Annotated in this window: 22 protein-coding genes; 14 read left to right on the plus strand and 8 right to left on the minus strand. The window is 65.0% G+C overall.

Annotation, left to right across the window (positions count from 1 at the left end; all coding sequences use genetic code 11):
- Nucleotides 1-75: 75 nt before the first annotated feature.
- Complete coding sequence (locus tag BVH06_RS19350; RefSeq protein ID WP_075928739.1) at nucleotides 76-861, minus strand: MBL fold metallo-hydrolase; 786 nt, start codon at nucleotides 859-861, stop codon at nucleotides 76-78.
- 88 nt (nucleotides 862-949) lie between these two features.
- Nucleotides 950-1,315, minus strand: coding sequence for a hypothetical protein (locus BVH06_RS19355; RefSeq protein ID WP_139315686.1), 366 nt, complete (start codon nucleotides 1,313-1,315; stop codon nucleotides 950-952).
- Between the two features lie 155 nt (nucleotides 1,316-1,470).
- Here BVH06_RS19355 and olsB point away from each other — a divergent pair, with 155 nt between their 5' ends.
- Nucleotides 1,471-2,229, plus strand: a complete 759-nt coding sequence (olsB, locus tag BVH06_RS19360) for an L-ornithine N(alpha)-acyltransferase (RefSeq protein WP_075935179.1) — start codon at nucleotides 1,471-1,473, stop codon at nucleotides 2,227-2,229.
- Between the two features lie 109 nt (nucleotides 2,230-2,338).
- Nucleotides 2,339-3,109, plus strand: a complete 771-nt coding sequence (locus BVH06_RS19365) for a 1-acyl-sn-glycerol-3-phosphate acyltransferase (protein WP_075935180.1) — start codon at nucleotides 2,339-2,341, stop codon at nucleotides 3,107-3,109.
- A gap of 278 nt (nucleotides 3,110-3,387) precedes the next feature.
- On the opposite strand, the gene BVH06_RS19370 is transcribed toward BVH06_RS19365, so the two are convergent.
- The gene (locus BVH06_RS19370; protein WP_075928735.1) at nucleotides 3,388-4,437 is read right to left on the minus strand and encodes an AbrB family transcriptional regulator; all 1,050 of its coding nucleotides are present in this window, start codon (nucleotides 4,435-4,437) and stop codon (nucleotides 3,388-3,390) included.
- Nucleotides 4,438-4,704: 267 nt separating this feature from the next.
- Between BVH06_RS19370 and BVH06_RS19375 the strand changes: the two genes are divergently transcribed.
- Entirely contained in the window at nucleotides 4,705-5,709 is a 1,005-nt protein-coding gene (locus BVH06_RS19375) for a GntR family transcriptional regulator (protein WP_256562683.1), read from the plus strand.
- 17 nt (nucleotides 5,710-5,726) lie between these two features.
- On the opposite strand, the gene BVH06_RS19380 is transcribed toward BVH06_RS19375, so the two are convergent.
- Nucleotides 5,727-6,317 (minus strand): ACP phosphodiesterase, encoded by a 591-nt coding sequence (locus BVH06_RS19380; protein WP_075935181.1) that lies wholly within the window; start codon nucleotides 6,315-6,317, stop codon nucleotides 5,727-5,729.
- Nucleotides 6,318-6,475: 158 nt separating this feature from the next.
- Here BVH06_RS19380 and BVH06_RS19385 point away from each other — a divergent pair, with 158 nt between their 5' ends.
- Both BVH06_RS19385 and BVH06_RS19390 read left to right on the plus strand, forming a co-directional pair.
- Nucleotides 6,476-6,787: a helix-turn-helix transcriptional regulator gene (locus tag BVH06_RS19385; RefSeq protein ID WP_075928732.1), complete on the plus strand. Its 312-nt coding sequence runs from the start codon at nucleotides 6,476-6,478 to the stop codon at nucleotides 6,785-6,787.
- Between the two features lie 77 nt (nucleotides 6,788-6,864).
- Nucleotides 6,865-7,914, plus strand: a complete 1,050-nt coding sequence (locus tag BVH06_RS19390; protein WP_075935182.1) for an alkene reductase — start codon at nucleotides 6,865-6,867, stop codon at nucleotides 7,912-7,914.
- An 85-nt stretch (nucleotides 7,915-7,999) separates the two neighbouring features.
- Here the strand turns inward: BVH06_RS19390 and BVH06_RS19395 are convergent, their stop codons facing one another.
- The 3 genes from BVH06_RS19395 to BVH06_RS19405 form a co-directional block, all read right to left on the minus strand.
- Nucleotides 8,000-8,872, minus strand: a complete 873-nt coding sequence (locus BVH06_RS19395) for an ATPase (RefSeq protein ID WP_075935183.1) — start codon at nucleotides 8,870-8,872, stop codon at nucleotides 8,000-8,002.
- A gap of 170 nt (nucleotides 8,873-9,042) precedes the next feature.
- Nucleotides 9,043-10,029, minus strand: coding sequence for an NAD(P)-dependent oxidoreductase (locus BVH06_RS19400; RefSeq protein WP_075929565.1), 987 nt, complete (start codon nucleotides 10,027-10,029; stop codon nucleotides 9,043-9,045).
- 61 nt (nucleotides 10,030-10,090) lie between these two features.
- Nucleotides 10,091-10,984, minus strand: a complete 894-nt coding sequence (locus BVH06_RS19405) for a LysR family transcriptional regulator ArgP (protein WP_075935184.1) — start codon at nucleotides 10,982-10,984, stop codon at nucleotides 10,091-10,093.
- Nucleotides 10,985-11,105: 121 nt separating this feature from the next.
- Between BVH06_RS19405 and BVH06_RS19410 the strand changes: the two genes are divergently transcribed.
- From BVH06_RS19410 to BVH06_RS19450, 9 genes are all read left to right on the plus strand, one after another.
- Nucleotides 11,106-11,708 carry a LysE/ArgO family amino acid transporter gene (locus BVH06_RS19410; protein WP_075929567.1) on the plus strand — a complete coding sequence of 201 codons (603 nt, stop codon included), beginning with the start codon at nucleotides 11,106-11,108 and terminating at the stop codon, nucleotides 11,706-11,708.
- A gap of 343 nt (nucleotides 11,709-12,051) precedes the next feature.
- Nucleotides 12,052-12,891: an EamA family transporter gene (locus BVH06_RS19415; RefSeq protein ID WP_075929568.1), complete on the plus strand. Its 840-nt coding sequence runs from the start codon at nucleotides 12,052-12,054 to the stop codon at nucleotides 12,889-12,891.
- A 174-nt stretch (nucleotides 12,892-13,065) separates the two neighbouring features.
- Entirely contained in the window at nucleotides 13,066-13,647 is a 582-nt protein-coding gene (locus BVH06_RS19420) for a superoxide dismutase (RefSeq protein ID WP_075929569.1), read from the plus strand.
- A 230-nt stretch (nucleotides 13,648-13,877) separates the two neighbouring features.
- Entirely contained in the window at nucleotides 13,878-15,941 is a 2,064-nt protein-coding gene (locus BVH06_RS19425) for a bifunctional diguanylate cyclase/phosphodiesterase (RefSeq protein ID WP_075929570.1), read from the plus strand.
- A 147-nt stretch (nucleotides 15,942-16,088) separates the two neighbouring features.
- A complete protein-coding gene (locus tag BVH06_RS19430; RefSeq protein ID WP_075935185.1) occupies nucleotides 16,089-17,426 on the plus strand; it encodes an imelysin family protein in 1,338 nt (445 codons plus the stop codon).
- A gap of 102 nt (nucleotides 17,427-17,528) precedes the next feature.
- Complete coding sequence (locus BVH06_RS19435; protein ID WP_075929572.1) at nucleotides 17,529-17,894, plus strand: SH3 domain-containing protein; 366 nt, start codon at nucleotides 17,529-17,531, stop codon at nucleotides 17,892-17,894.
- 76 nt (nucleotides 17,895-17,970) lie between these two features.
- Nucleotides 17,971-19,389, plus strand: coding sequence for a di-heme oxidoredictase family protein (locus tag BVH06_RS19440; protein ID WP_075929573.1), 1,419 nt, complete (start codon nucleotides 17,971-17,973; stop codon nucleotides 19,387-19,389).
- A gap of 10 nt (nucleotides 19,390-19,399) precedes the next feature.
- Nucleotides 19,400-20,461, plus strand: a complete 1,062-nt coding sequence (locus tag BVH06_RS19445) for an imelysin family protein (protein WP_075935186.1) — start codon at nucleotides 19,400-19,402, stop codon at nucleotides 20,459-20,461.
- A gap of 10 nt (nucleotides 20,462-20,471) precedes the next feature.
- Nucleotides 20,472-21,566 carry a DUF1513 domain-containing protein gene (locus tag BVH06_RS19450; RefSeq protein ID WP_075929587.1) on the plus strand — a complete coding sequence of 365 codons (1,095 nt, stop codon included), beginning with the start codon at nucleotides 20,472-20,474 and terminating at the stop codon, nucleotides 21,564-21,566.
- A gap of 160 nt (nucleotides 21,567-21,726) precedes the next feature.
- On the opposite strand, the gene BVH06_RS19455 is transcribed toward BVH06_RS19450, so the two are convergent.
- Nucleotides 21,727-22,590 (minus strand): DUF72 domain-containing protein, encoded by an 864-nt coding sequence (locus BVH06_RS19455; protein ID WP_075929575.1) that lies wholly within the window; start codon nucleotides 22,588-22,590, stop codon nucleotides 21,727-21,729.
- Nucleotides 22,591-22,616: the final 26 nt, after the last annotated feature.

Here is a 22,616-nt window from a genome sequence, read left to right on the forward strand (position 1 = left end):
TATCTCGGCGGCGGCGGGGGATGCGCCACGATAGCCGGGCACGTGCGCCTTGCAAAGCGCGACACGTATCAAGCGCTAACGCGGCAGCTGGTAGTCCTCGGGGCCGAGCAGGTCTAGCCCGCATTCCAGGCTCTCGATCCAGTACAGAAACGCGCTGATCACCTCACGCCCCACGAACGGCCGGCCGTGCTGCGGCACGATCATCTCCACGTCCATGTCGCGCACCATGGCGGCCCACAACCGGCAGGCCTTGTTACTGGCCATGTAGCGGCGATGAAAGCCAAGCATGCTCGGCACGTGGGCGGCGAAATCCTCCACGGGGCCGGCATCATCGAGCATCGAGGCGCCCATATCGCCGGAGAAGAGGATTTTGCTCAACGGATCGTAGAGCTGGAAGTTGCCCACCGAGTGCAGGAAATGCGCCGGCACGGCCTTGAGGGTGCAACGCCCGAGGGCAAAGGACTGGCCACGGTCAGGCAGGGCGATGATGCGGTCATAGGTGTTGATGCCGCGGCTCAGCGCAAGGTAGTTGGCCGTCAGGTGCGGCAGAAAGCGCGCCCACAGCTTGGAACAGATGACCTGGGCCTTTGTATGCAGCAGCCATTTGTCCAGCGAGGCGATGATGTCCGGGTCCTGATGCGAGGCGAAGATATAGGTCAGCTCCTGCACCGGTATGTGCTTGGACAGCTCCATGCTCAACGGTACGTAGGTCAGGTCGCCGCCGGGATCGAGCAGCAGGTACTGGTCGTGATCGATGATCAGGAACTGGTTGGACTGCACGCCTTCGCCGCTGACCAGATCGTCGAACATCATGCAGCGGTGAGTGCCATTATCGAACAGCACGATGGGGTCGCGGCGCATACCGGCACACTCGTCAGGCAAAGGCGCAAAGCCTATGCAGCAGTGGACTGCCGCGTGCTGACCTGGATCAGCAAAGCCGATCGCCCGCTTACAGGCGTTGCCCGCACATCCGGCAACGGCCGTTCACCAGCACGCCGGTGCACCGTGGGCAACCGCCCTCCAGAGTTCCACGCCGCCATTGCCAGATCTGCACCAACCGTCGCGCCGCCCAGGCCGCTCCGAGGGTTGGCAGCACGATCATCCAGGGGAAGACCGCCCGTGCCCAGCTCATTGCATCACCGCCCTGCCGGGCGAGGATCGCCAGCGCCATCATGGCGACCACGCCGCCGATGATCAGGATGAAGGGCAAACCGAGGTTTCGGATGAAGAACATACGCAGTGAGCGCTCGAACGGTTGAGGGGCGCACATGGTAAGCAGGATGCCCGCCTGCTGCACCTGTGTTTCACGTCCCAACCGCCCTGCGTGTCTGTCACATAAGCATCACCGAACCTTCACAGGCGTGACACCCGCCCTCCCTAGCCTGAGTGTGTTTCCTGAGTTTGCTCAGGTCTGCAGGCCAATCCGGTTCGTGCGCAGCAAGGCTGCCCGACCCGCAACGGAGGTAAGGCATGACCCAGAACGCCATGGCACCCGAGCGCAGCAACACTCCCCGTCGCCTGCAGGCCGAGCGCCTGACCACGCCGCGCGCCTTGCGCGAAGCCCAGGCCCTGCGCTTTCGCGTGTTCAGCGCCGAATTCGACGCCAAGCTCAAGGGCGCCGAGCAGGGCCTGGACATGGACGACTACGACATGCACTGCCAACACATCGGCGTGCGCGACCTGAACAGCGGCGAGCTGGTAGCCACCACGCGCCTGCTCGACCACCAGGCAGCGGCCAGCCTGGGCCGCTTCTACAGCGAAGAGGAATTCGCCCTGCATGGCCTGCGTCACCTGCAAGGCCCGGTACTGGAAATCGGCCGCACCTGCGTCGATGCCGCTTACCGCAACGGCGGCACCATCGCCGTGCTGTGGGCCGAGCTGGCCGAAGTGCTCAACGAAGGCGGTTACCGCTACCTGATGGGCTGCGCCAGCATCCCCATGCAGGACGGCGGCATCCAGGCCCAGGCCATCATGCAGCGCCTGCGCGAACGCTACCTGTGCACCGAGAACCTGCGCGCAGAACCCAAGACGCCGCTTCCCGCGATGGAAGTCTCCGGTAACGTGATCGCCGAGATGCCGCCGCTGCTCAAGGCCTACATGCGCCTGGGCGCCAAGATTTGCGGTGATCCGTGCTGGGACAAGGACTTTCAGGTCGCCGACGTGTTCATCCTGCTCAAGCGCGACGAGCTGTGCCCCCGCTACGCACGGCACTTCAAGGCCGCAGTCTGATCGACTTGCCCACGGCGCGCCGGCGCGGTAGAAATGCCGTGCCGGGCAGCGCCCATTTGCTGTCCGCCGCGCGCCCTTCTCCTCTACCTTCTTCCAGGCCGAAAAACCCATGAGCAAACTGCGTCTTTACCTGCGCCTGACCCGCCTGGCGGCAGTGCTTGCAGTAGGTGCGCTGCTGGCTGCCTTGCTGGTGCCGGTCGAACGCCTGATACGCGGTGACCTGATGGGCTTGCGCCAGCGCCTGACCCGCTGGTGGCTGGCCCGGCTGGGCAACGCCCTGCCCTTTCGCGTTCGCGTGCAGGGGCAACTGCCTCGCAAGCCGATGCTGTGGCTGAGCAATCACATCTCCTGGACCGACATTCCGCTGATCGGCATGCTGGTGCCGCTGTCGTTCCTGTCCAAGGCCGAGGTGCGTACCTGGCCGCTGGCCGGCTGGCTGGCGCACAAGGCCGGCACCCTGTTCATCCGCCGCGGCGCGGGGGACGGCGGGCTGCTCAACCAACAACTGGGTCGCCATCTGGGCAGCGGCCGTCACCTGCTGATCTTCCCCGAAGGTACCACCTGTGACGGCGCCGCCCTGCGCACCTTCCATGGCCGCCTGCTAAGCAGCGCCATCGAAAGCGGCATCGACCTGCAGCCAGTCGCCATTCGCTACGTTCGCGATGGCAAGCGTTGCAGCGTTGCGCCCTTCATCGGCGACGACGACATGCTCTCGCACCTGCTGCGCCTGATGAACAGCGATGTGGCCGAAGTGGAAATCCAGCTGCTGGAGCCAATCGCCAGCGACTCGGGCAACCGCAATGAGCTGGCCCGCCGGGCGCAGGCGGCCGTAAGCGAGGCGCTGTATGGGCCGCAACCGGAGGCGCAGGTGGCGGCTTGAAGTCGGCCCACCACCTTCCGAAACCCATTTTTCCGCGGTGCAAGGGCGACAAGCCAAAAGCGCAATCCCAGCGACCGCGTAGGGGCGGCTTCAACCGCGAGCTTTCCCGGCGCATCCCTCCATACGCTCAGGCACTGCAGCAGTGGTGGGAGCGCGCCATGCGCGCGAAAAAAATCGCGGCCATGGACTAGGCGTCCCCGCCCGCTCCCACAGGTAGTGCACTAACGTCCGTTCTCACTGCATCGCGACCACTGTCCTTGGAATTACCAAGAGATCGTTCAAGCCCGCCGCAACTGCGGATTTTCGCTCTGCAGCCAGCGACGGAAGATCGGCTCGGCCAGGAACAGGACCAGGAACAGCCGCACTACCTGCATGGCCGTTACCAGCGGGACTGCCAGTTGCAGAGTCTCGGCCGTGAGGCTCATCTCGGCGATGCCGCCGGGCATCATCCCCAGAGTCAGCGACTGGATATCCAACCCACTCGCCCAGCCCACCAGCACCGCGCCGACGAACGCCACCAGCATCATCACCAGCGTGGTGATCATCGTGCGCGCCAGGAACGACGGGGCGTAGCGGAAGAATGCGCGATTGAAGAAGCAGCCCAAGGCACTGCCGATCATCAGCTGGCCGACCTGGCTGGCGCCGGCTGGCAGCGTGCTGCTCAGGTCGAAGCCGATGCTGGCGGCGGCGCTGACCAGCAGCGGGCCGAACAGCCAGGGATTAGGCTGACGATAGCGCTGCAGCAGCCAGCCGGCCAACCCGGCCACCGGCATGATCAGCGCCAGCCACGGCCAGTCCGCCTGAACGGCGTGCAGGTGAACGTCGCCATCGCCGAGCAGGAACTTGAACACCGCCGGCACCAACAGCACCACCGCCACCACCCGCAGGCTCTGCGCCGCTGCTACGCGGGTCAGCTCGGCACCGTTACGGGCGCCGAGGTTGACCATCTCGCTGGAGCCGCCCGGCATGCTGGAAAAGTACGCCGTGGCCATGGTTTCGCCGGTGCGGCGCATGAACCACACGCCGGCGATGCTGCTGAGCACGGTAATCAAGGCGCCGATGATGATTGGCACCAGGTGCCCGGCGATTTGCGCGACCAGCGTCGGGGTGAAATGCAGGCCGATACCGATGCCGATGATCCACTGACCGAACTTGCGCCCGCCCGGCAGCGGCTGCAACTGCCAGGTACTGAAGCAGCGCACCAGGATCACTGCCACCAGCGAGCCGATCATCCAGGGCAGCGGCCAGCCGATATGGGTCGCGATCACCGCGCCGAGGGCACCGACCAGCGGTGTTCCCAGGTGATTGATCCAGTGGGTCTTGAACATTGCGTCCCCTTCGGTACGTGCACCAGCAGCCTGGTGATTGATCGAGTTCGAGGTGGTCGCGGAGAACGAAAGCCTTGCTTATTGGATGTCTTTTATCGCTACGTTGTTCACAGCCTGTCGAGCACAGCGGCATTCATTATTGATTAATGCAACTGGCCTCGTGATTCGACGCCCACATTATTGATCTTTAGCGTCACAAAAAACAATTATAAGTTGAAAACCTCCTAGCCACCCGGCATCTTTTCGTGGCCCCGATTACGTAGCAGAATGCAGCGCCTGCCGAGCCGATCGGCGCAGGCGCATCACCCCGGACAGGAATCGACGCTCACCGCCATGGCCCAGGACAACACCCCTTCAGCGGTTCTCACTGCCCTGCAGAAACGCGTCGCCCGCGAGGTCATCGCCTACGTGCGCCGCGAGCGCCTGCCCATCGGCCATCACCTGGTCGAGTCGCACCTGGCACACACGCTGAACACCTCACGCACCCCGGTGAAGTTCGTGCTCAATCACCTCGCCGAGCGCGGCATGCTCAAGCACGATCGCAACCGCGGCTTCTTTCTCGCCCAGGCAGCCGACGAGCTCAACGAGCTGGTGCAGGAAATCGCCGAGGCCGAGGAGGATTCGGTGTATCGCCGCTTCGTCGCCCTGCGCCTGTCGCGGCAATTGCCCGAGCAGTTCACCGAGATCGAGCTGATGCGCCAGTTCGACGTGTCGCGGGCCGAGCTGCGTGCGGCGCTGTTGCGCATGCAGCAGGAAGGCTGGGCCGAACAGCGCAGCGGCCAGGGCTGGAAGATGCTGCCGGTAATCGACTCGATCGAGGCGTATGAGGAGAGCTTCGCCTTTCGCTCGATCATCGAGCCGGCCGGGCTGCTGTCGCCGACCTTCCAGGTCGATCGCGAACTGCTGGCCAGCTGCCGCAAGCAGCAGGCGTTCATCGCCGAGGGCGGTTACCTGAGCATGACCATCGAGGAGCTCTACGAAGCCAACTCGCGCTTCCACGAGATCATCGCCGGGTTCTCCGGCAACCGTTTTCTGCTGCAGTCGCTCAAGCGCCTGGATCGCCTGCGCCGCCTGGTCGAATACCGCGTGGACGTGTCCCGTGAACATCGCCGCGCCCAGGTCGAACAGCACCTGGAAATCCTCGACTTGATCGAACAGGGCGACCGCCTCGCCGCCGCCGACCGCATGCGCGCGCACCTGGAAGGCGCGCGCCGCAAGAAGGTCGATGCCGCGCTGTTCGACAAATTACAGAACGGTTCCGGGCAAAGCTGATACCCGGCGCGGATTACTCAGCGAACGGGCAGCGCCTCGCGCTGCTCGCGGGCGAAGGCCATCAGTTGCGGATAGAAGGCGCTGAAATCCTCGCTCAGCGACTCGTAGAGACGACGCAGATCGTCCAGCCCGCCGTCCAGCAGGCCAGGCCTCGACAGGCGCCGGGACATGCCGGCGATCACCTGCCCAAGCACCTCGAACTCCTCATAGCTGCCTAGCCAGTCCTGGGCCGCCATGCGCGGCGCAATGTGCTGCAGGCTGCCGGGCAGCTGCGGCTCGGCGGCCAGCACTTGATAGACACGGTCGGTGAACCGCTGCAGCGGCTCATCGCTGTAGCGTTGCCAGTCGCGGGCCAGGCAATGATCGAAGAACAGGTCGAGAAAGATACCGGCCACGCGCCGACGCTCGGCCGGAAAGCGTGCCCGCGCCTGGGCCTGGAGCGGGTGGCTGTCGGTAAAGGCATCGATGCGCCGGTGCAGCGCGATGCCCGCCTCGATGGCGGCCGGCCACTGCCCGGCCAGCGGGCCTTTGACGAAATCGCCATACAGGCTGCCAAGCAGTTCAGCCGGCGCATCGCCGCCCAGGTGAAGGTGAGCGAGGTAGTTCATCGCGCCAGCTTAAAGCCTCGCCCCGGCCACGGCGAGGGGCGCGCCATCATGCCGGTCGATATGCACTATCTGCTTGAACGATCTGCATATCGCCAAGTCTCGATATAAAGTTCGTCCCATCGCGATACGACGTTACAGGGCATTTGGCAGGAGACCCGATGAGCAACGACGACATCGACCTCGACGACGTGATCAAGGCCCTGGCCCACCCGGTGCGCAGAGACATCCTGCGCTGGCTGAAGGAGCCGGAGGCGCACTTCGTGCAGCCCGACCACTCCTTCGACATTGGTGTATGCGCCGGCAAGTTCGATGAGCGTACGGGGCTCTCGCAATCCACGGTCTCCGCGCATCTGGCCACCTTGCAGCGCGCCGGCCTGGTGACCAGCCGCAAGGTCGGTCAGTGGAATTTCTTCAAGCGCAACGACGCGACCATCGAAGCCTTCATCGAGCGGATCACCCGTGAGCTCTGAGCTCGATGCCATCGCAAAACGACCTGTTCACCCCATTCAACAACCCTAACCGAGCGAATGATTCGAGGATCCTGGCAATGACCACACTGTTCGACCCCATCAAGATCGGCGATCTGGAACTCGCCAACCGCGTCATCATGGCGCCCCTGACCCGCTGCCGTGCCGACGAAGGCCGCGTGCCCAATGCCCTGATGGCCGAGTATTACGTACAGCGCGCCTCCGCCGGCCTGATCATCAGCGAAGCCACGTCGGTCACGCCGATGGGCGTGGGCTACCCGAACACCCCCGGCATCTGGTCCGACGACCAGGTACGTGGCTGGAGCGGCGTGACCAAGGCCGTGCACGCCAACGGCGGCAAGATCGTCCTGCAACTGTGGCACGTGGGTCGCATTTCCGACCCGGTCTACCTGGACGGCGAACTGCCGGTAGCCCCCAGCGCCATCAAGCCCGCCGGGCATGTCAGCCTGATCCGCCCGATGAAGGACTTCGTGACCCCGCGCGCTCTGGAAAGCGAAGAGATCGCCGACGTCATCGAAGCCTATCGCCAGGGCGCCGAGAACGCCAAGGCCGCCGGCTTCGACGGCGTGGAAATCCACGCGGCCAACGGTTATCTGATCGACCAGTTCCTACAGGACGGCACCAACAAGCGCACCGACAACTACGGCGGTAGCCTGGAAAACCGTGCCCGCCTGCTGCTGGAAATCACCGATGCGGTACTTGGCGTCTGGGAGCCGGGCCGTGTGGGCGTGCACCTGGCGCCACGAGCCGACAGCCACGACATGGGCGACTCCAACCGCACCGAAACCTTCACCTACGTGGCACGGGAGCTGGGCAAGCGCAACATCGCCTTCCTCTGCGCCCGCGAGCACGAGGCCGACGACAGCCTGTCGCCTGGCCTGAAAGAGGCGTTCGGCGGTGTGTTCATCGCCAACGAAGGCTTTACCAAGGATCAGGCCAACGCCTGGCTGGCCAGCGGCAAGGCTGACGCCGTAGCGTTCGGCGTGCCCTTCATCGCCAACCCTGACCTGCCCGAGCGCCTGCGCCAGGACGCGCCGCTGAACGAGCCGCACAAGGAAACCTTCTACGGTTCCGGCCCGGTCGGTTATATCGACTACCCGCGCCTGTAACGTTCCTGAGCGCCAACAAAAAGCCCGCGTTTTTACGCGGGCTTTTTGTTGGCTGGCGACTCTCCCGTCGCGCAGCAGATCGTCCTCACCGAGCGTCGATCTGCTGCTGCAGGTTCTGTATCTGCGCCTGCAGCGTGTTGACGCTACGGGTGGTCTGCGCACGGAAGGCGTCGAACTCAGCGGTGCTGCCGGCATTGCTGCTGGCGGCCGGCCGGTTGTCGAGCTGGCTCTTGAGTACCAGCATGTCCTGCTCCAGGCGCTCGACCGCGGCGTTGGCGTTACCGGCCTTCTTCAGCGCCTCGACTTCGCCCGCCAGATTCTTGACCTGGGTGGCCAGCTTGCCGGCATCACCCTGGCTGCTCTTCAGCGAAGCCAGCTCGGTTTTCACAGCGGCCAGTTCGGTTTTCAGCGTGTCCTGACCGCTGCCCAGGGTCTTCAGGCTGTCGCCGTATTTGCCAGCGTCGCCCTGCTGGGTCTTGAGGTCGGCGATCAGTTGCTCGATACGCTTGTCCTGCCCGCTCTGCTGACCGCCAGCGGCTTGCTGCTGCTTGCTCAGCTCGTTCAGCTTGTTCTCCAGTTGACGCACTTGCAGTTTCAGCGCTTCGCTGCCGCTGGTGGAGGTCGATTCGGCGGCGACTACCTTGCCGGAAATATCCTGAATGCGTCCGGCGGCTTCCTCGCTGATGCGCGCGAAGCTCTCCTGGGTGGCCACCAGTTGCTGCTCCATCAGGCTGATCTGCTGGAAGCTCCACCAGCCCAGGCCCGCCAGGGCGATGCTCAGGGCACCGACCAGCGCCCACAGTGGCCCGGTGCTGGCCGAGCGCGGCGCCTTGGCCTTGCGCGAGGTGCCGCCGGTACGGGCGTAGGGTTGCGGTTCGGGCTCGAAATCGTCCTGATCGCGGCGATCCGGTGTCAGGCTGGGTACGTCATCGAATTCGTCGTGGGCATCGTTACGCATGTGGGGACCTTGAGAAAACCACGGTGGAGGCAAGTGCCGCGCAGTATACCGATTCACGGCTGGCGCTTGGGTGTCGTAGTGCCAGTAATCGACGTCTCGCGACGGCCTGCATTGGGCACAGAGACCCACGTTGGGCGACTCGGGTTCCGCGATGGCCCTGGTTCAGGGCACTAGCCTTGCGCCCGCCACCATCTACAGAATTCGTCCAGCGCCGGCCACAGGCCATGGCTCGCCTGGTAGTCCAGATGCTCACGGGCCTGGCTGATGTCCAGGGAGAAGTCGCGGCTCATCACGTCCACTGCCAGTCGGGTCAGCGCTGGCTCAGGGCGACCGGGCAGGAGGCTGCAGACGCCTTCGCTGGCGACGGCCAGGCTGCGCGCCAGAGCCACCGGGACGTGACGGGTGACCTGCGGCAACTCCAGCTGCCGTAGCACGTAGTTGACCACGTCCCAGAGCGGCAGCGGCGCGCCATTGCTGACGTTATAGGCCTTGCCGAGCGCCGGCCCGGCAGCCAGCAAGGCGCCGAACAGCGCATCGTTGAGGTTGTGCACGCTGGTGAAATCGACCTTGTTGAGGCCGTTGCCGATGATCGCCAGGCGGCCCTTGCGCTGCAGGGCGATCATCCGCGGAAAGATGCTCACGTCGCCCGCCCCGGTGACGAAGCGCGGACGCAGCGCCAGCACCTCCAGGCCAAACTCCTGGGCGCCGAACAGGCGCTGCTCGGCGAGGAACTTGGTGCGCGCGTAATGGTTGGCAAACCGCTTGGGCACCTGTTCTTCGCGCAGGCCTACATGATCGCGGCCATCGAAATAGATCGACGGCGAGGACAGGTGCACCAGGCGGCGTACCCCGCGCTTGAGGCAGGCCTCGATGACGTTCTCGGTGAGCACCACGTTGCCCTGATGGAAATACTCGTAGCGCCCCCATACCCCCACTGCGCCGGCGCAGTGCACCACTGCTTCAACGTCGCTGCACAGCGACAGTGCCAGCTCGGGATCGGCCAGGTCGCCGGGCATGAACTGCGCCCCGCGGCGGATCAGGTGCTCGAATGCCTCCTCGCGGCGACCAGTGACGCGTACGTCCAGGCCCTGCTCGAGGGCGAACCGCGCGAAGCGCCCGCCAATGAACCCGCTTGCTCCGGTGACCAAAATCTTCATCACGCCCTCCGCCCGCTGCTGCGCGCACTATAAGGCGTTGTGCGGATCGCGGCAGCTTTGCTCACACCAGCGGCACCAGATAATCACCGGCATGGCGTTGCAGGTGCCGGGTGAGCTGGTCGAGCAGGTCACCGCCGTTGCGCCAGTGGTGCCAGTAAAGCGGCACGTCGATGGGCCGGCCGGGGAGCAGCTCGACCAGTTCGCCACGGGCCATCGCCTCGGTCATCTGCGGCTCGGGCACCATGCCCCAGCCCAGCCCTTCGGCGGTCAGGCGCACGAAGCCTTCGGAGGACGGGCACAGGTGATGCAGGAAGCTGCCCGACAAGCCGAGTTCGTCGAGATAACGGTGCTGCAACTGGTCATCCGGGCCGAACACGATGGCTGGCACCTGGCCGATGCAGGCGGCGCTCACGCCGCCTGCAAAGTGCCGGGCGATGAACGCCGGGCTGGCCATGGCCCGATAACGCATGGCCCCCAATGCCAGGCTGCGCGCACCGGATACCGGGCGTTCCGCCGCGCACACGCAGGCGGCCACGTCACCGGCACGCATGCGCTTGAGGCCGACTTCCTGATCCTCGACCACCAGTTCCAGCAACACCCGGTGGCTGGCGCAGAAGTCCGCGACGGCCTCTGCCCACCAGGTCGCCAGGCTGTCGGCATTGATGGCGATGCGCAGGCGCTGGGTTTCGCCGTCCGCTTCCAGGGCCGGCACCTGCTGCTGCAGGTCACGTTCGAGCAGGCGCACCTGCTGCACATGGTTGAGCAAACGCCGGCCGACATCGGTGGGCGTCGGCGGCGTGGCTCGCAGCAGCACCGGCTGACCGATGCGCGCCTCCAACAGCTTGATGCGCTGGGACACGGCCGACTGCGACAAGCCCAGCACCTGGGCACCGCGTTCGAAACCGGCCTGTTCGACGACCGCCGCAAGGGCGGCCAGCAACTTGTAATCGAGCAATCGATTTTCCTAATGAGCGATCAGCACTATTGGTTTTTCTTATACAGCCTTGGCGCGCAGACTGATAGCCATCCCCACCCGCCCATCGCGCTCAATGCGTTCGCCTCCAAGGACTCTCACCATGTGGCAGAGCTACACCAACGGCCTGGCGATCACCGCCGGCCTGATCATCGCCCTCGGCGCCCAGAATGCCTTCGTGCTCGCCCAGAGCCTGCGCCGCGAACATCACGTGCCTGTCGCACTGCTGTGCATCGTCTGCGACGCGCTGCTGATCAGCGCTGGCGTGTTCGGCCTGGCGACCCTGCTGCTACAGAGCGAATTGCTGCTCGGCATCGCCCGCTGGGGCGGCGCCGCGTTTCTGATCTGGTACGGCGCTCAGGCCCTGCGGCGTGCCTGCCGCCCCGCCGGGCTGCAAACCGAGACCGGTGCCTCGCGATCATTGCGCGCAGTGCTTCTGGCGACCCTGGCGGTGACCCTGCTCAACCCCCACGTATACCTCGACACCGTACTGCTGATCGGCTCGCTCGGCGCTCAACAGCCAGTACCCTCGGCCTATGCGGCCGGCGCCGCCAGCGCGTCGATGCTGTGGTTCCTGTGCCTGGCCTTCGGCGCCGCCTGGCTCGCGCCCTGGCTGGCTCGCCCGCTGACCTGGCGGATCATCGATCTGGTGGTCGCGGCCATGATGTTCGCCATCGCCTGGCAACTGATCGCCAGCCCGCTGTAACGCCGGCATCACGGCGGCCCCAGCTGTTATGCTGGGGCCCGCCTGACCCTAGGGTCTGTTGCCGTTTCAACGCGAGCCGCGTTGTCGCGAGAAATCTCGCCAGGCCGGGCGGCGATCCGCTAGGCGGAGGACGCAGGGAATGGTTGTTCCCTTGCCAAGTCCTCCAACGACGCATGGCGAGATTTCCCGCACAACCCGAAGGGCCGGGCCCGTTTTGTCGCGATGCTGCGTTTCTCGCCGGCTCATTTAGCCCGCTAAACTTCGCGGCTCGTGCCTTGCCTTGCGGCAAAACGGGCTCCGGCGCGGCCGTGCGTGAAACAGCAACAGACCCTAGGGAGCAGCAGTGGAAACCAGCGTCTTTCTCATGGTCATCGCCGCCGCGGCCCTGCACGCCGGCTGGAACGCGTTGCTCAAGATCGGCCTTGATCGCTTTCTCACCGCCTCGCTTATCCAGATTGGCGCCGGCATCGTCGCCCTCCTCGCCCTGCCCTTCGTGGCCGTTCCCAACGCAGCAGCCTGGCCGTGGATCATCCTCTCGGCGCTGCTGCACATCGGCTACAACCTGTTCCTGAGCCGCGCTTACCAGCACGGCGACCTCGGTCAGGTCTATCCGATTTCCCGGGGCAGCTCGCCACTGCTGGTGGCGGTGCTTTCCATCCTGCTGCTCGGCGAGGTATTGCCGGCCGGCCAATGGCTGGGCCTTGGCGTACTGGTCGGCGGCATCTGGCTGATGGCGATACGCGGCGGCCGTGGCAAGAGCAGCAGTGGCCTGCTGATCAATGCGCTGCTCACCGCCCTGTTCATCGCCGGCTACACCCTGGCCGACGCCAGCGGTGCCCGCGCCAATGGCGACCCGCTGTCCTATTCGGCCTGGCTGTTCGCGGTCAACGGCCTGGTGATGGCGCTGGTGATACTCGGGCAACGCGGCCCGGGCGTCCTCACCGCACTCGGGCCCCACTGGCGCGCCGGCCTGCTGGGCGGCGCCATGTCGATGCTGGCCTACAGCATCGCCATCTGGGCCATGACCCTGGCGCCGGTGGCGCTGGTTTCGGCGCTGCGCGAGACCAGCGTGGTGTTCGCCCTGCTGATCGGCCGGCTGTGGCTCAAGGAGAGCCTGCCGCCGTTGCGCGCCGTGGCCTGCCTGATCATCCTCGCAGGCGTGGCGATGATGAAGCTGGCCTGAATCGCCGCGAAGGCTCTGGACTGGTATCCCGCACACTTGCTGCGTGGTTATGGCGTAGCCCCGGTGCTATGATCCCTGCCCTGCGTCGCAAAGGGTATAAATCCGCCGACGCATGTTTGGCCGCCCGTGATCGGCCTTGCGCTCATCGCAACAGACCTGATTAGGAGAATAACCATGGCTTTCGAATTGCCGCCGCTGCCGTACGCACACGATGCCCTGCAGCCGCACATCTCCAAGGAAACCCTGGAGTTCCACCACGACAAGCACCACAACACCTATGTCGTGAACCTGAACAACCTGGTGCCTGGCACCGAGTTCGAAGGCAAGAGCCTGGAAGAAATCGTCAAGACTTCCTCCGGCGGCATCTTCAACAACGCCGCCCAGGTGTGGAACCACACCTTCTACTGGAACTGCCTGAGCCCGAACGGCGGCGGCCAGCCGACCGGTGAACTGGCTGCGGCCATCGACAAGGCCTTCGGTTCGTTCGACAAGTTCAAGGAAGAGTTCAGCAAGGTCACCATCGGCACCTTCGGCTCCGGCTGGGGCTGGCTGGTCAAGAAGGCTGACGGTTCCCTGGCCCTGGCCAGCACCATTGGCGCCGGCTGCCCGCTGACCAGCGGCGACACCCCGCTGCTGACCTGCGACGTCTGGGAACACGCTTACTACATCGACTACCGCAACGTACGTCCGAAGTATGTCGAGGCGTTCTGGAACCTGGTCAACTGGGACTTCGTGGCGAAGAACTTCGCTGCCTGAGCCCTAGCTCGATGAAGATGCCCTCCTGATGCGAGTCAGGGGGGCATTTTTTTGCCTGCTGCAATCTGGCGGCATCGACAGGCGGCACTCAAGACTTGGCGTTTCATTCCGAAACAGAACCCAGATGCGACAAGATTGGTCGGCGCACGCATGCGCCCTTTGACTGCCAACGCGAGTTTGCCAATACTCAACTCCAATCCGGCGCCGGGTATCGCACAAGGAACTGCCATTTGAAGCTGGAACTCAAGCACAGCTTGTCCGTGAAACTGCTGCGCGTGGTGTTGTTGTCCGCGCTTGCCGTGGGCGTGGTGCTCAGCCTCGGGCAAATCGTGTTCGACATCTACAAGACGCGCCACTCCATCACCAGCGACTCCCAGCGCATTCTCGGCATGTTCCGGGATCCCTCCACCCAGGCGGTCTACAGCCTGGACCGCGAGATGGGCATGCAGGTGGTCGAAGGCCTGTTCCAGCATGAATCGGTGCGCCAGGCGTCCATCGGCCACCCGGGCGAACAGATGCTCGCCGAAAAGAGCCGCCCCCTCGCCGACCTGCCCATTCGCTGGCTGACCGACCCGATTCTCGGCGAGGAACAGCATTTCAGCACCCGCCTGGTCGGCCGCGAGCCCTACAACGAATACTACGGCGACCTGAACATCACCCTGGACACCGCACTGTACGGGGAAAGCTTTCTCACCAACTCGGTGATCATCTTCATCTCTGGCGTGCTGCGCGCTCTGGCCATGGGCCTGGTGCTGTATCTGGTCTACTACTGGCTGCTGACCAAGCCCCTGGGGCTGATCATCGAGCACCTGAGCAGCATCAACCCGGACCGCCCCAGCGAGAACAAGCTGCCGATGCTTGCCGGCAACGAGAAGAACGAGCTAGGCCTGTGGATCAATACCGCCAACCAGTTGCTCGCCTCCATCGAGCGCAATACGCACCTGCGCCGCGAGGCGGAAAACAGCCTGCAGCGCATGTCGCAGTACGACTTCCTCACCAGCCTGCCCAACCGCCTGCAACTGCAGCAGCAGCTCGAACAGATTCTCGAGGATGCCGGGCGTCTGCAGCGCCGCGTTGCCGTGCTGTGCGTGGGCCTGGATGACTTCAAGGGCATCAACGAGCAGTTCAGCTACCAGACCGGCGACCAGTTGCTGCTGGCGCTGTCCGATCGCCTGCGCAGCCACAGTGGCCGGCTCGGCGCCCTGGCACGCCTGGGCGGCGATCAGTTCGCCCTGGTGCAGGCCGATATCGAGCAGCCCTACGAGGCCGCCGAGCTGGCGCAGAGCGTGCTCGACGACCTGGAAACGCCCTTCACCCTCGACGATCACCAGGTACAACTGCGCGCCACCATCGGCATCACCCTGTTCCCGGAAGACGGCGACAGCCCCGAGAAGCTGCTGCAGAAAGCCGAGCAGACCATGACCCTGGCCAAGAGCCGCTCGCGCAACCGCTACCAGTTCTACATCGCCAGTGTCGACAGCGAAATGCGCCGTCGCCGCGAACTGGAAAAGGACCTGCGCGACGCTCTGGCGCTGAACCAGCTGCACGTCGTCTACCAGCCGCAGATCAGCTACCGCGACCAGCGCGTGGTGGGCGTCGAGGCGCTTTTGCGCTGGCAGCATCCGCAGCATGGTTTCGTCGGCCCGGACCTGTTCATTCCGCTGGCCGAACAGAACGGCAGCATCATCGCCATCGGCGAGTGGGTGCTCGACCAGACCTGCCGCCAACTGCGCGAATGGCATGATCAGGGCTACAGCGAGCTGCGTATGGCAGTCAATCTGTCCACCGTGCAGCTGCATCACGCCGAGCTGCCGCGCGTGGTCAACAACCTGATGCAGATGTACCGCCTGCCCGCTCGTAGCCTGGAGCTGGAAGTCACCGAAACCGGCCTGATGGAAGACATCAGCACCGCGGCCCAGCACCTGCTCAGCCTGCGCCGCTCCGGTGCGCTGATCGCCATCGACGACTTCGGCACCGGCTATTCCTCGCTCAGCTACCTGAAGAGCCTGCCACTGGACAAGATCAAGATCGACAAGAGCTTCGTGCAGGATCTGCTCGAGGACGAAGACGACGCCACCATCGTTCGCGCCATCATCCAGCTGGGCAAGAGCCTCGGTATGCAGGTCATCGCCGAAGGTGTGGAAACCGCCGAGCAGGAAGCCTACATCATCGCCCAGGGCTGCCACGAAGGTCAGGGCTATTACTACAGCCGGCCGCTGCCGGCCCGCGAGCTGACCCAGTACCTCAAGCAGTCCAGCCGCTCGCAGCGGCATATCAACCCCGCCACGCTCTGACCTGCCGCCTGAAAACCGGATCGCGCCAGCAGACTCGATCCGGCACCAGCACATCGACCCTTTGCTTAAAATGCAAATCTTTCGCATTATGTTGCAGCTCGCGTGGCCCCCACGCGCACTCCCCATTAACACGCAAAGGATTTCGTCATGATTCGTATGCCCCTGGCTTCTGCCAGCCTGCTGACCATCGCCATTGCCCTCGCGGGTTGCGGCGAAGACAAGGCGCCTGCCAACCAAGCCGCCGCCCCGGCTGCGCAAGCGACCGGCAGCAGCGCACCAGCAGCAGCCGGCGCCTTCGACGAAGCCGCTGCAAAGGCCGTGGTCAAACATTACGCCGACATGGCATCGGCCGTGTTCGACGACGCCGCCAGCACCGCCAAGAAACTGCAAAGCGCTGTCGACGCCCTGCTCGCCAACCCCAGCGACGAAACCCTGAAAGCCGCTCGCGAAGCCTGGCTGGCCGCCCGCGTACCGTACATGCAGAGCGAAGTGTTCCGCTTCGGCAACACCATCGTCGACGACTGGGAAGGCCAGGTTAATGCATGGCCCCTGGACGAAGGCCTGATCGACTACGTCGACGCCGACTACCAACATGCCCTGGGCAACCCGGCGGCCGGTGCCAACATCATCGCCCACAGCGAGATCCAGGTCGGCGAAGACAAGATCGACGTCACCGAAATCACCCCGGACCTGCTCGCCAGCCTGAACGAGCTGGGCGGCTCCGAAGCCAACGTCGCCACCGGCTACCACGCCATCGAATTCCTGCTCTGGGGCCAGGACCTGAATGGCACCGGCCCAGGCGCTGGCGAGCGTCCGGCCACCGACTACGTGGTCGGCGATGGCGCCACCGGTGGCCATAACGAGCGTCGTCGTGCCTACCTGAAAGCGGCCACCGACCTGCTGGTCGCCGACCTCGACGAAATGGCCGGCCAGTGGAAAGCCGGCGTGGCCGACAACTACCGCGCCACCCTGGAAGGCGAATCCGCCGAGAACGGCCTGCGCAAGATGCTCTTCGGCATGGGCAGCCTGTCCCTCGGCGAGCTGGCCGGCGAGCGCATGAAGGTCGCCCTGGAAGCCAACTCCACCGAAGACGAGCACGACTGCTTCAGCGACAACACCCACAATTCGCACTACTACAACGGCCTGGGCATCCGTAACGTCTACCTGGGCGAGTACAAGAAGGTCGACGGCAGCACCTTGAGCGGCGCGAGCCTGTCTTCCCTGGTCGCCAAGGCCGACGCCGCCACCGATGGCACCGTCAAGGCCGACCTGGACGCAACCCAGGCCAAGCTCCAGGCTCTGGTCGACAGCGCCAACAAAGGCGTGCACTTCGATCAACTGATCGCCGCCGACAACGCCGAAGGCCAGCAACTGGTTCGCGACGCCATCGCTGCGCTGGTCAAGCAGACCGGTGCCATCGAACAGGCCGCCGGCAAGCTGGGCATCAGCGACCTGAACCCGGATACCGCCGATCACGAGTTCTGATCCAGGCGCCTCATCCATGTAACTGACGAGCCGGTGCGTTTTTTGCGCACCGGCTTTTTAATGCTCGCTGACCGCTCGAGTCGCCGTGAAATGAGGATTGCCATGACGCCCTCCCGCTATCGGGTAATCGCTACGCACCGTAGCGAGTATCCGGACCCCATCGCTTTCGAGACCGGCACCTTGCTGCACCTCGGCGAGCGTTATGAAGGCCCCGAAGACTGGCAGGACTGGTATTTCTGCCGTACTGACAGCCACCCCGGTGGCTGGGTACCGCTGCCCCTTCTGGAGTTGCTGGAAGACGGTCGCGCGCGAGCGCGGGAGCGCTACACGGCACGGGAACTGGATACCGAGTTGGGCGAGCAATTGGTCGCCAGCCGCCACCTCAATGGCTGGCTGTGGTGCCTGCGCGAAGCCAGTGGCGAGACCGGCTGGGTTCCCGAGGAAAGTCTTGCTGGACCAGCCGATTGAACGCAAATCCATCTTATTTAAACCTGCGCAGACTGCTAAGATTCCCGCCCTCGATTTCTGCCCACCGGATTCATCCATGCCAGCGTCATCCGGTCGCCTGCTGCCATTGCTGTTTCTGGCTTTCGGCCTGACCGCCTGCGATCAGTCGCCTACCTTCACCAGCGCCGAACCTGGCGAAGCGCTGTCCGGCGGCGCCGCCACCGTATCACGCAGCGATCGCGTGGCTTTTTCCCTGCCCTCCGCCAACCTGGCACCCGAACGTCGTCTGGACTTCAGCGTGGGCAACAGTTTCTTCCGCAACCCCTGGGTGATCGCCCCGTCGACCACCACGGCTCGTGACGGCCTCGGCCCGCTGTTCAACACCAACGCCTGCCAGAACTGCCATGTCCGCGATGGCCGTGGCCACCCGCCCGAGCCGGGGAGCGTCAACGCTGTATCGATGCTTGTGCGCCTGTCGATCCCGGCCGGCGACGCCGATAGCGCCGTACTGAAGCGCCTCGGCGTGGTGCCCGAGCCCACCTATGGCGGCCAGTTGCAGGACATGGCCAACCCCGGCGTCGCCCCCGAAGGCAAGGTGCGCGTTGAGTACAGCACCGAACAGGTACGCTTCGCCGACGGGCACACCCTCGAACTACGCAAACCGCAGTTGAACATCAGCCAACTCGGCTACGGGCCGATGCACCCGGACACGCTGTTCTCGGCCCGCGTCGCACCGCCGATGATCGGCCTGGGGCTGCTCGAAGCGATCCCCGAAGCGGCGATCCTCGCCAACGCCGACCCGGACGACCGCGATGGTGACGGCATCAGGGGCGTGCCAAACCGGGTATGGGACGATGCCCGTCAGCAGACCGTACTCGGCCGCTTCGGCTGGAAGGCCGGGCAACCGACGCTCAACCAGCAGAATGCCCACGCCTTCCTGCAGGACATGGGCCTGACCAGCAGCCTGCTGCCCACCGACGGCTGTACCGAAGCGCAGTCCGACTGCCGCGCTGCGCCCCATGGCGGCGAACCGGAAGTCAGCGACAACATCATGGGCATGGTGCTGTTCTACACCCGCAACCTCGCCGTGCCGGCACGCCGCCATGTCGACGATGCCCAGGTATTGGCCGGCAAGAGCCTGTTCCACCGCGCTGGCTGCCAGGGCTGCCACACGCCCAGTTTCGTCACCGCTGCCGATGCCGCCGAACCGGAGCTGGCGGGCCAGACGATTCGCCCCTACACCGATCTGTTGCTGCACGACATGGGTGAAGGCCTGGCCGATGGTCGCGACGAGTTTCTCGCCAACGGGCGCCAGTGGCGCACCGCGCCGCTGTGGGGGATCGGCCTGACGGAAACGATCAGCGGCCACACCCAGTTCCTGCATGACGGCCGTGCCCGTAACCTGCTCGAAGCCATCGCCTGGCACGGCGGCGAAGCCGAAGCGGCCAAGCAGCAGGTGCTGCAATTTTCCAGCGAGGAGCGCGCCGCGCTTCTGGCGTTTCTGAATTCACTGTAAGGAGCCGCGCATGATCCGTTCTCCGCTGACCCTCGCCCTGCTGGGCCTGACCCTGGCCGCCTGCTCGCCGGCCGATCCTCAGGCCACCACCAGTTCGGCGCTGGCCGAAGGCGTGTTGCTACCGGCCCACGCTACCTGGAAAGAGGCCGACGTCGCCCTGGCCAGCAGCGCCAAGGCGTTCTGCGCAGGCCAGGAAGACCTGGCCACCGCTCGCCAGGCCTTCCTCACCACACAAAGCGCCTGGGCCAGCCTGCAGCCACTGGCGGTTGGCCCGCTGGCCGAAGGCAATCGCACCTGGCAGGTGCAGTTCTGGCCGGACAAGAAGAATCTGGTGGCTCGCCAGGTCGAGGCACTGGTCAAGGCCAAGCCGCAACTGGGCGCGGCCGACCTGGAAAAGGCCAGCGTGGTCGTCCAGGGGCTCACTGCTTACGAGTACCTGATGTTCGACCCTGAAATCGACCTGCAGAACGCCGAACAGAAAGCTCGCTATTGCCCTCTGCTGGTGGCGATCGGCGAGCATCAGCAGGCGCTGGCAACTACTGTGCTGGACCAGTGGCAAGGCGACAATGGCGCCCTGGCGCTGTTTCGCACCTTCCCGAACGAACGCTACGCCGAAGCGGGCGAGGCGATCTCCGACATGCTGCGTACTCAGGTCAGCGCCATCGATGGCCTGAAGAAGAAGCTCGGCGCCCCCCTGGGCCGGCAGAGCAAGGGCGTACCGCAGCCGTATCAGGCCGAAGCGTGGCGCAGCCAGGCCAGCCTGAGCAACCTGGGCGCTGCATTGAACGGTGCCGAGCAACTCTGGCACGGCGCCAAGAACGATGGCCTGCAGGCCCTGCTGGGCAGCGACCAGGACGATCTCAAGAAGCGCATCGACGCCGCCTACGCGGAAAGCCTCAAGCAACTGGCCGGCCTGCAGCGCCCGCTCGGCGAACTGCTCGCCGACGATGCAGGCCGCCAGACTCTCAATGCCTTCTACGACAGCCTCAACGTACTGCACCGCCTGCACGAAGGCGAGCTGGCGCGAGCGCTGGGCATCCAGCTGGGTTTCAACGCCCACGACGGAGACTGAACCCATGAGCATGAAACGCCGGGCGTTTCTCGGCCTTAGCGCCACCCTGCTGGCTGCCGGCGCGGTCGGTGGCTGGAAGTTGACCCACACCGGTCACCAGCCGCTGCTGCTGTCGGCGCGCAACGATGAAGGCGGCAAGCATTATGCGGTCGGCTACCGGCTCGATGGCGAGCGCGCCTTCGTCACCCAGGTGACCGAGCGCTGCCATGACGTGGTGCCTCACCCCAGCCTGCCCCTGGCGCTGTTCGTCGGGCGCCGCCCGAGCACCGAGAGCTACCTGATCGACACCCGCGACGGCCGCCTGCTGCAGACCTTGCGCAGCGAACAGGATCGGCATTTCTACGGCCACGCGGTGTTCCACAAGGATGGTGAGTGGTTGTACGCCACCGAAAACGATACCCGCGATCCGGGCCGTGGGGTGATTGGTGCCTACCGCCTCGAAGGTGAGCGCCTGGTACACCGCGACGAGCTCTCCAGCCACGGCCTGGGCCCACACCAGCTGCTGTGGATGCCCGATGGCGAAACCCTGGTGGTGGCCAACGGCGGCATCCGCACCGAGGCGGAAAGCCGGGTGGAAATGAACCTCGACGCCATGGAGGCCAGCCTGGTACTGATGGCCCGCGATGGCACCCTGCACAGCAAGGAACAACTGCCCGAGCCGATGAACAGCGTGCGCCACCTGGCCGTGGCCAGCGACGGCACGGTGGTCAGCGGCCAGCAGTACATGGGCGATGCCATGGACGCCGTGCCGCTGGTGGCGATCAAACGCCCGGGCCAGCCGTTCCAGCACTTTCCCATGGCCGATGCACAACGCCAGATGATGAGCCAGTACACCGCCAGCGTCGCCGTGCACAGCGACTTGCGCCTGCTGGCGATGACCGCGCCACGCGGCAATCGCCTGTTCATCTGGGATCTGGACAGCGGCGCAGTGCGCCTGGATACCGCCCTGCCCGACTGCGCCGGCGTCGGCGCCGTGGAAAACGGCTTCGTGGTCAGCGCCGGCATCGGTCGCTGCCGCCTCTACGACTGCCGCAGCGAACGCATCGCCATGCAGCCGCTGGAGCTGCCGGCGGGGTTCTGGGACAATCACCTACGCCTGGCCTGACGGGCAGGCAGGTGGCGGGAGCGGCCGTTATCCGATCCATTGTGGGAGCCGCGACCTCGCGGCGAATTGCTCAGGCACCGCCGAAATAGGTAGTCAGGCTGCAATCGTTTCGCCCCGAGGTCGGGGCTCCCACAGGTTGGTTTGAGTGGCTGCTTCTGCCTTAAAGCAACCCCAACTGCTCGGCCCTGGGCTCGTTGTCGGTGTATGGCGGCAATGGCGGCAGGCCCGGTAACCGCTCGCTCAACAGCTCGTGAAAACGCAGCGCCTGGGCCGCGGCCAGGTGGTTGTCCGGGGTATGCAGAAAGACATGGGGCGTCAGGCCCTGCTCGATCCAGGCGGCGACCTTGTCCAGCCAGGGCTCGAGAAACGGCTGGTTGGCATCCAGATCAGGCCCACCGATGAAACGCACCTGAGGGCTGTCCGTGAACGCCGCCGGGCGAATCGGCAGACGCGGTTTCTTGGCCTGGGCATGCAGCACCGCCGGGTCGCGGGAAGTGCAACTGAACAGCGCCCGGGAATCCAGGCAAATACGCTCCACGCCACGCTCGTGGAGCAGCCGGTTGAGTACCCGCTCCTCGTCGCCCTTGTCGAAGAACGCCGGATGGCGCACTTCCACGGCGATCCGCCGGTTAGCGAATTCGTCCAGCCACACCGCCAGCTCACCCAGCCGCGAAGGGCCGAACTGCGCCGGCAGCTGCAACCATAGCGGCGTGATGCGCTCGCCCAGCGGTGCGAGCAGATCGAGAAATGCCTGGGTACTGTCCAACTGGTCGCGCAGGTCGCCTTCGTGGCTGATGTCCTTGTGTACCTTGGCGCAGAAACGAAAATGCGCCGGCATGCGCGCCTCCCAGCGCTCGAGCTTGTCCGCGTCGGGCCGTGCATAGAAGGTGGTATTGCCCTCCACCGCATTGAACACGCGGCAGTAGTGCTCCACGCTGTCGCTCATGTTCAGATCGGGCGGATAGAAGCTACCGCGCCAGGCGGACTCGTTCCAGGAAGGGCAACCAAGAAAATAGGGAAGCATCGTGAACCGCTGATCACTGTGAAGCG

This window comes from Pseudomonas sp. PA27(2017) (genome assembly GCF_001945445.1).
Classification (GTDB): domain Bacteria; phylum Pseudomonadota; class Gammaproteobacteria; order Pseudomonadales; family Pseudomonadaceae; genus Aquipseudomonas.

Coding starts and splice junctions, on each gene's coding strand:
- BVH06_RS19350 (WP_075928739.1), bottom strand. CDS start 861: ATGCGCCGCGACCCCATCGTGCTGTTCGATAATGGCACTCACCGCTGC.
- olsB (WP_075935179.1), top strand. CDS start 1,471: ATGACCCAGAACGCCATGGCACCCGAGCGCAGCAACACTCCCCGTCGC.
- BVH06_RS19365 (WP_075935180.1), top strand. CDS start 2,339: ATGAGCAAACTGCGTCTTTACCTGCGCCTGACCCGCCTGGCGGCAGTG.
- BVH06_RS19370 (WP_075928735.1), bottom strand. CDS start 4,437: ATGTTCAAGACCCACTGGATCAATCACCTGGGAACACCGCTGGTCGGT.
- BVH06_RS19375 (WP_256562683.1), top strand. CDS start 4,705: ATGCAGCGCCTGCCGAGCCGATCGGCGCAGGCGCATCACCCCGGACAG.
- BVH06_RS19380 (WP_075935181.1), bottom strand. CDS start 6,317: ATGAACTACCTCGCTCACCTTCACCTGGGCGGCGATGCGCCGGCTGAA.
- BVH06_RS19385 (WP_075928732.1), top strand. CDS start 6,476: ATGAGCAACGACGACATCGACCTCGACGACGTGATCAAGGCCCTGGCC.
- BVH06_RS19390 (WP_075935182.1), top strand. CDS start 6,865: ATGACCACACTGTTCGACCCCATCAAGATCGGCGATCTGGAACTCGCC.
- BVH06_RS19395 (WP_075935183.1), bottom strand. CDS start 8,872: ATGCGTAACGATGCCCACGACGAATTCGATGACGTACCCAGCCTGACA.
- BVH06_RS19400 (WP_075929565.1), bottom strand. CDS start 10,029: ATGAAGATTTTGGTCACCGGAGCAAGCGGGTTCATTGGCGGGCGCTTC.
- BVH06_RS19410 (WP_075929567.1), top strand. CDS start 11,106: ATGTGGCAGAGCTACACCAACGGCCTGGCGATCACCGCCGGCCTGATC.
- BVH06_RS19420 (WP_075929569.1), top strand. CDS start 13,066: ATGGCTTTCGAATTGCCGCCGCTGCCGTACGCACACGATGCCCTGCAG.
- BVH06_RS19430 (WP_075935185.1), top strand. CDS start 16,089: ATGATTCGTATGCCCCTGGCTTCTGCCAGCCTGCTGACCATCGCCATT.
- BVH06_RS19435 (WP_075929572.1), top strand. CDS start 17,529: ATGACGCCCTCCCGCTATCGGGTAATCGCTACGCACCGTAGCGAGTAT.
- BVH06_RS19440 (WP_075929573.1), top strand. CDS start 17,971: ATGCCAGCGTCATCCGGTCGCCTGCTGCCATTGCTGTTTCTGGCTTTC.
- BVH06_RS19445 (WP_075935186.1), top strand. CDS start 19,400: ATGATCCGTTCTCCGCTGACCCTCGCCCTGCTGGGCCTGACCCTGGCC.
- BVH06_RS19450 (WP_075929587.1), top strand. CDS start 20,472: ATGAAACGCCGGGCGTTTCTCGGCCTTAGCGCCACCCTGCTGGCTGCC.
- BVH06_RS19455 (WP_075929575.1), bottom strand. CDS start 22,590: ATGCTTCCCTATTTTCTTGGTTGCCCTTCCTGGAACGAGTCCGCCTGG.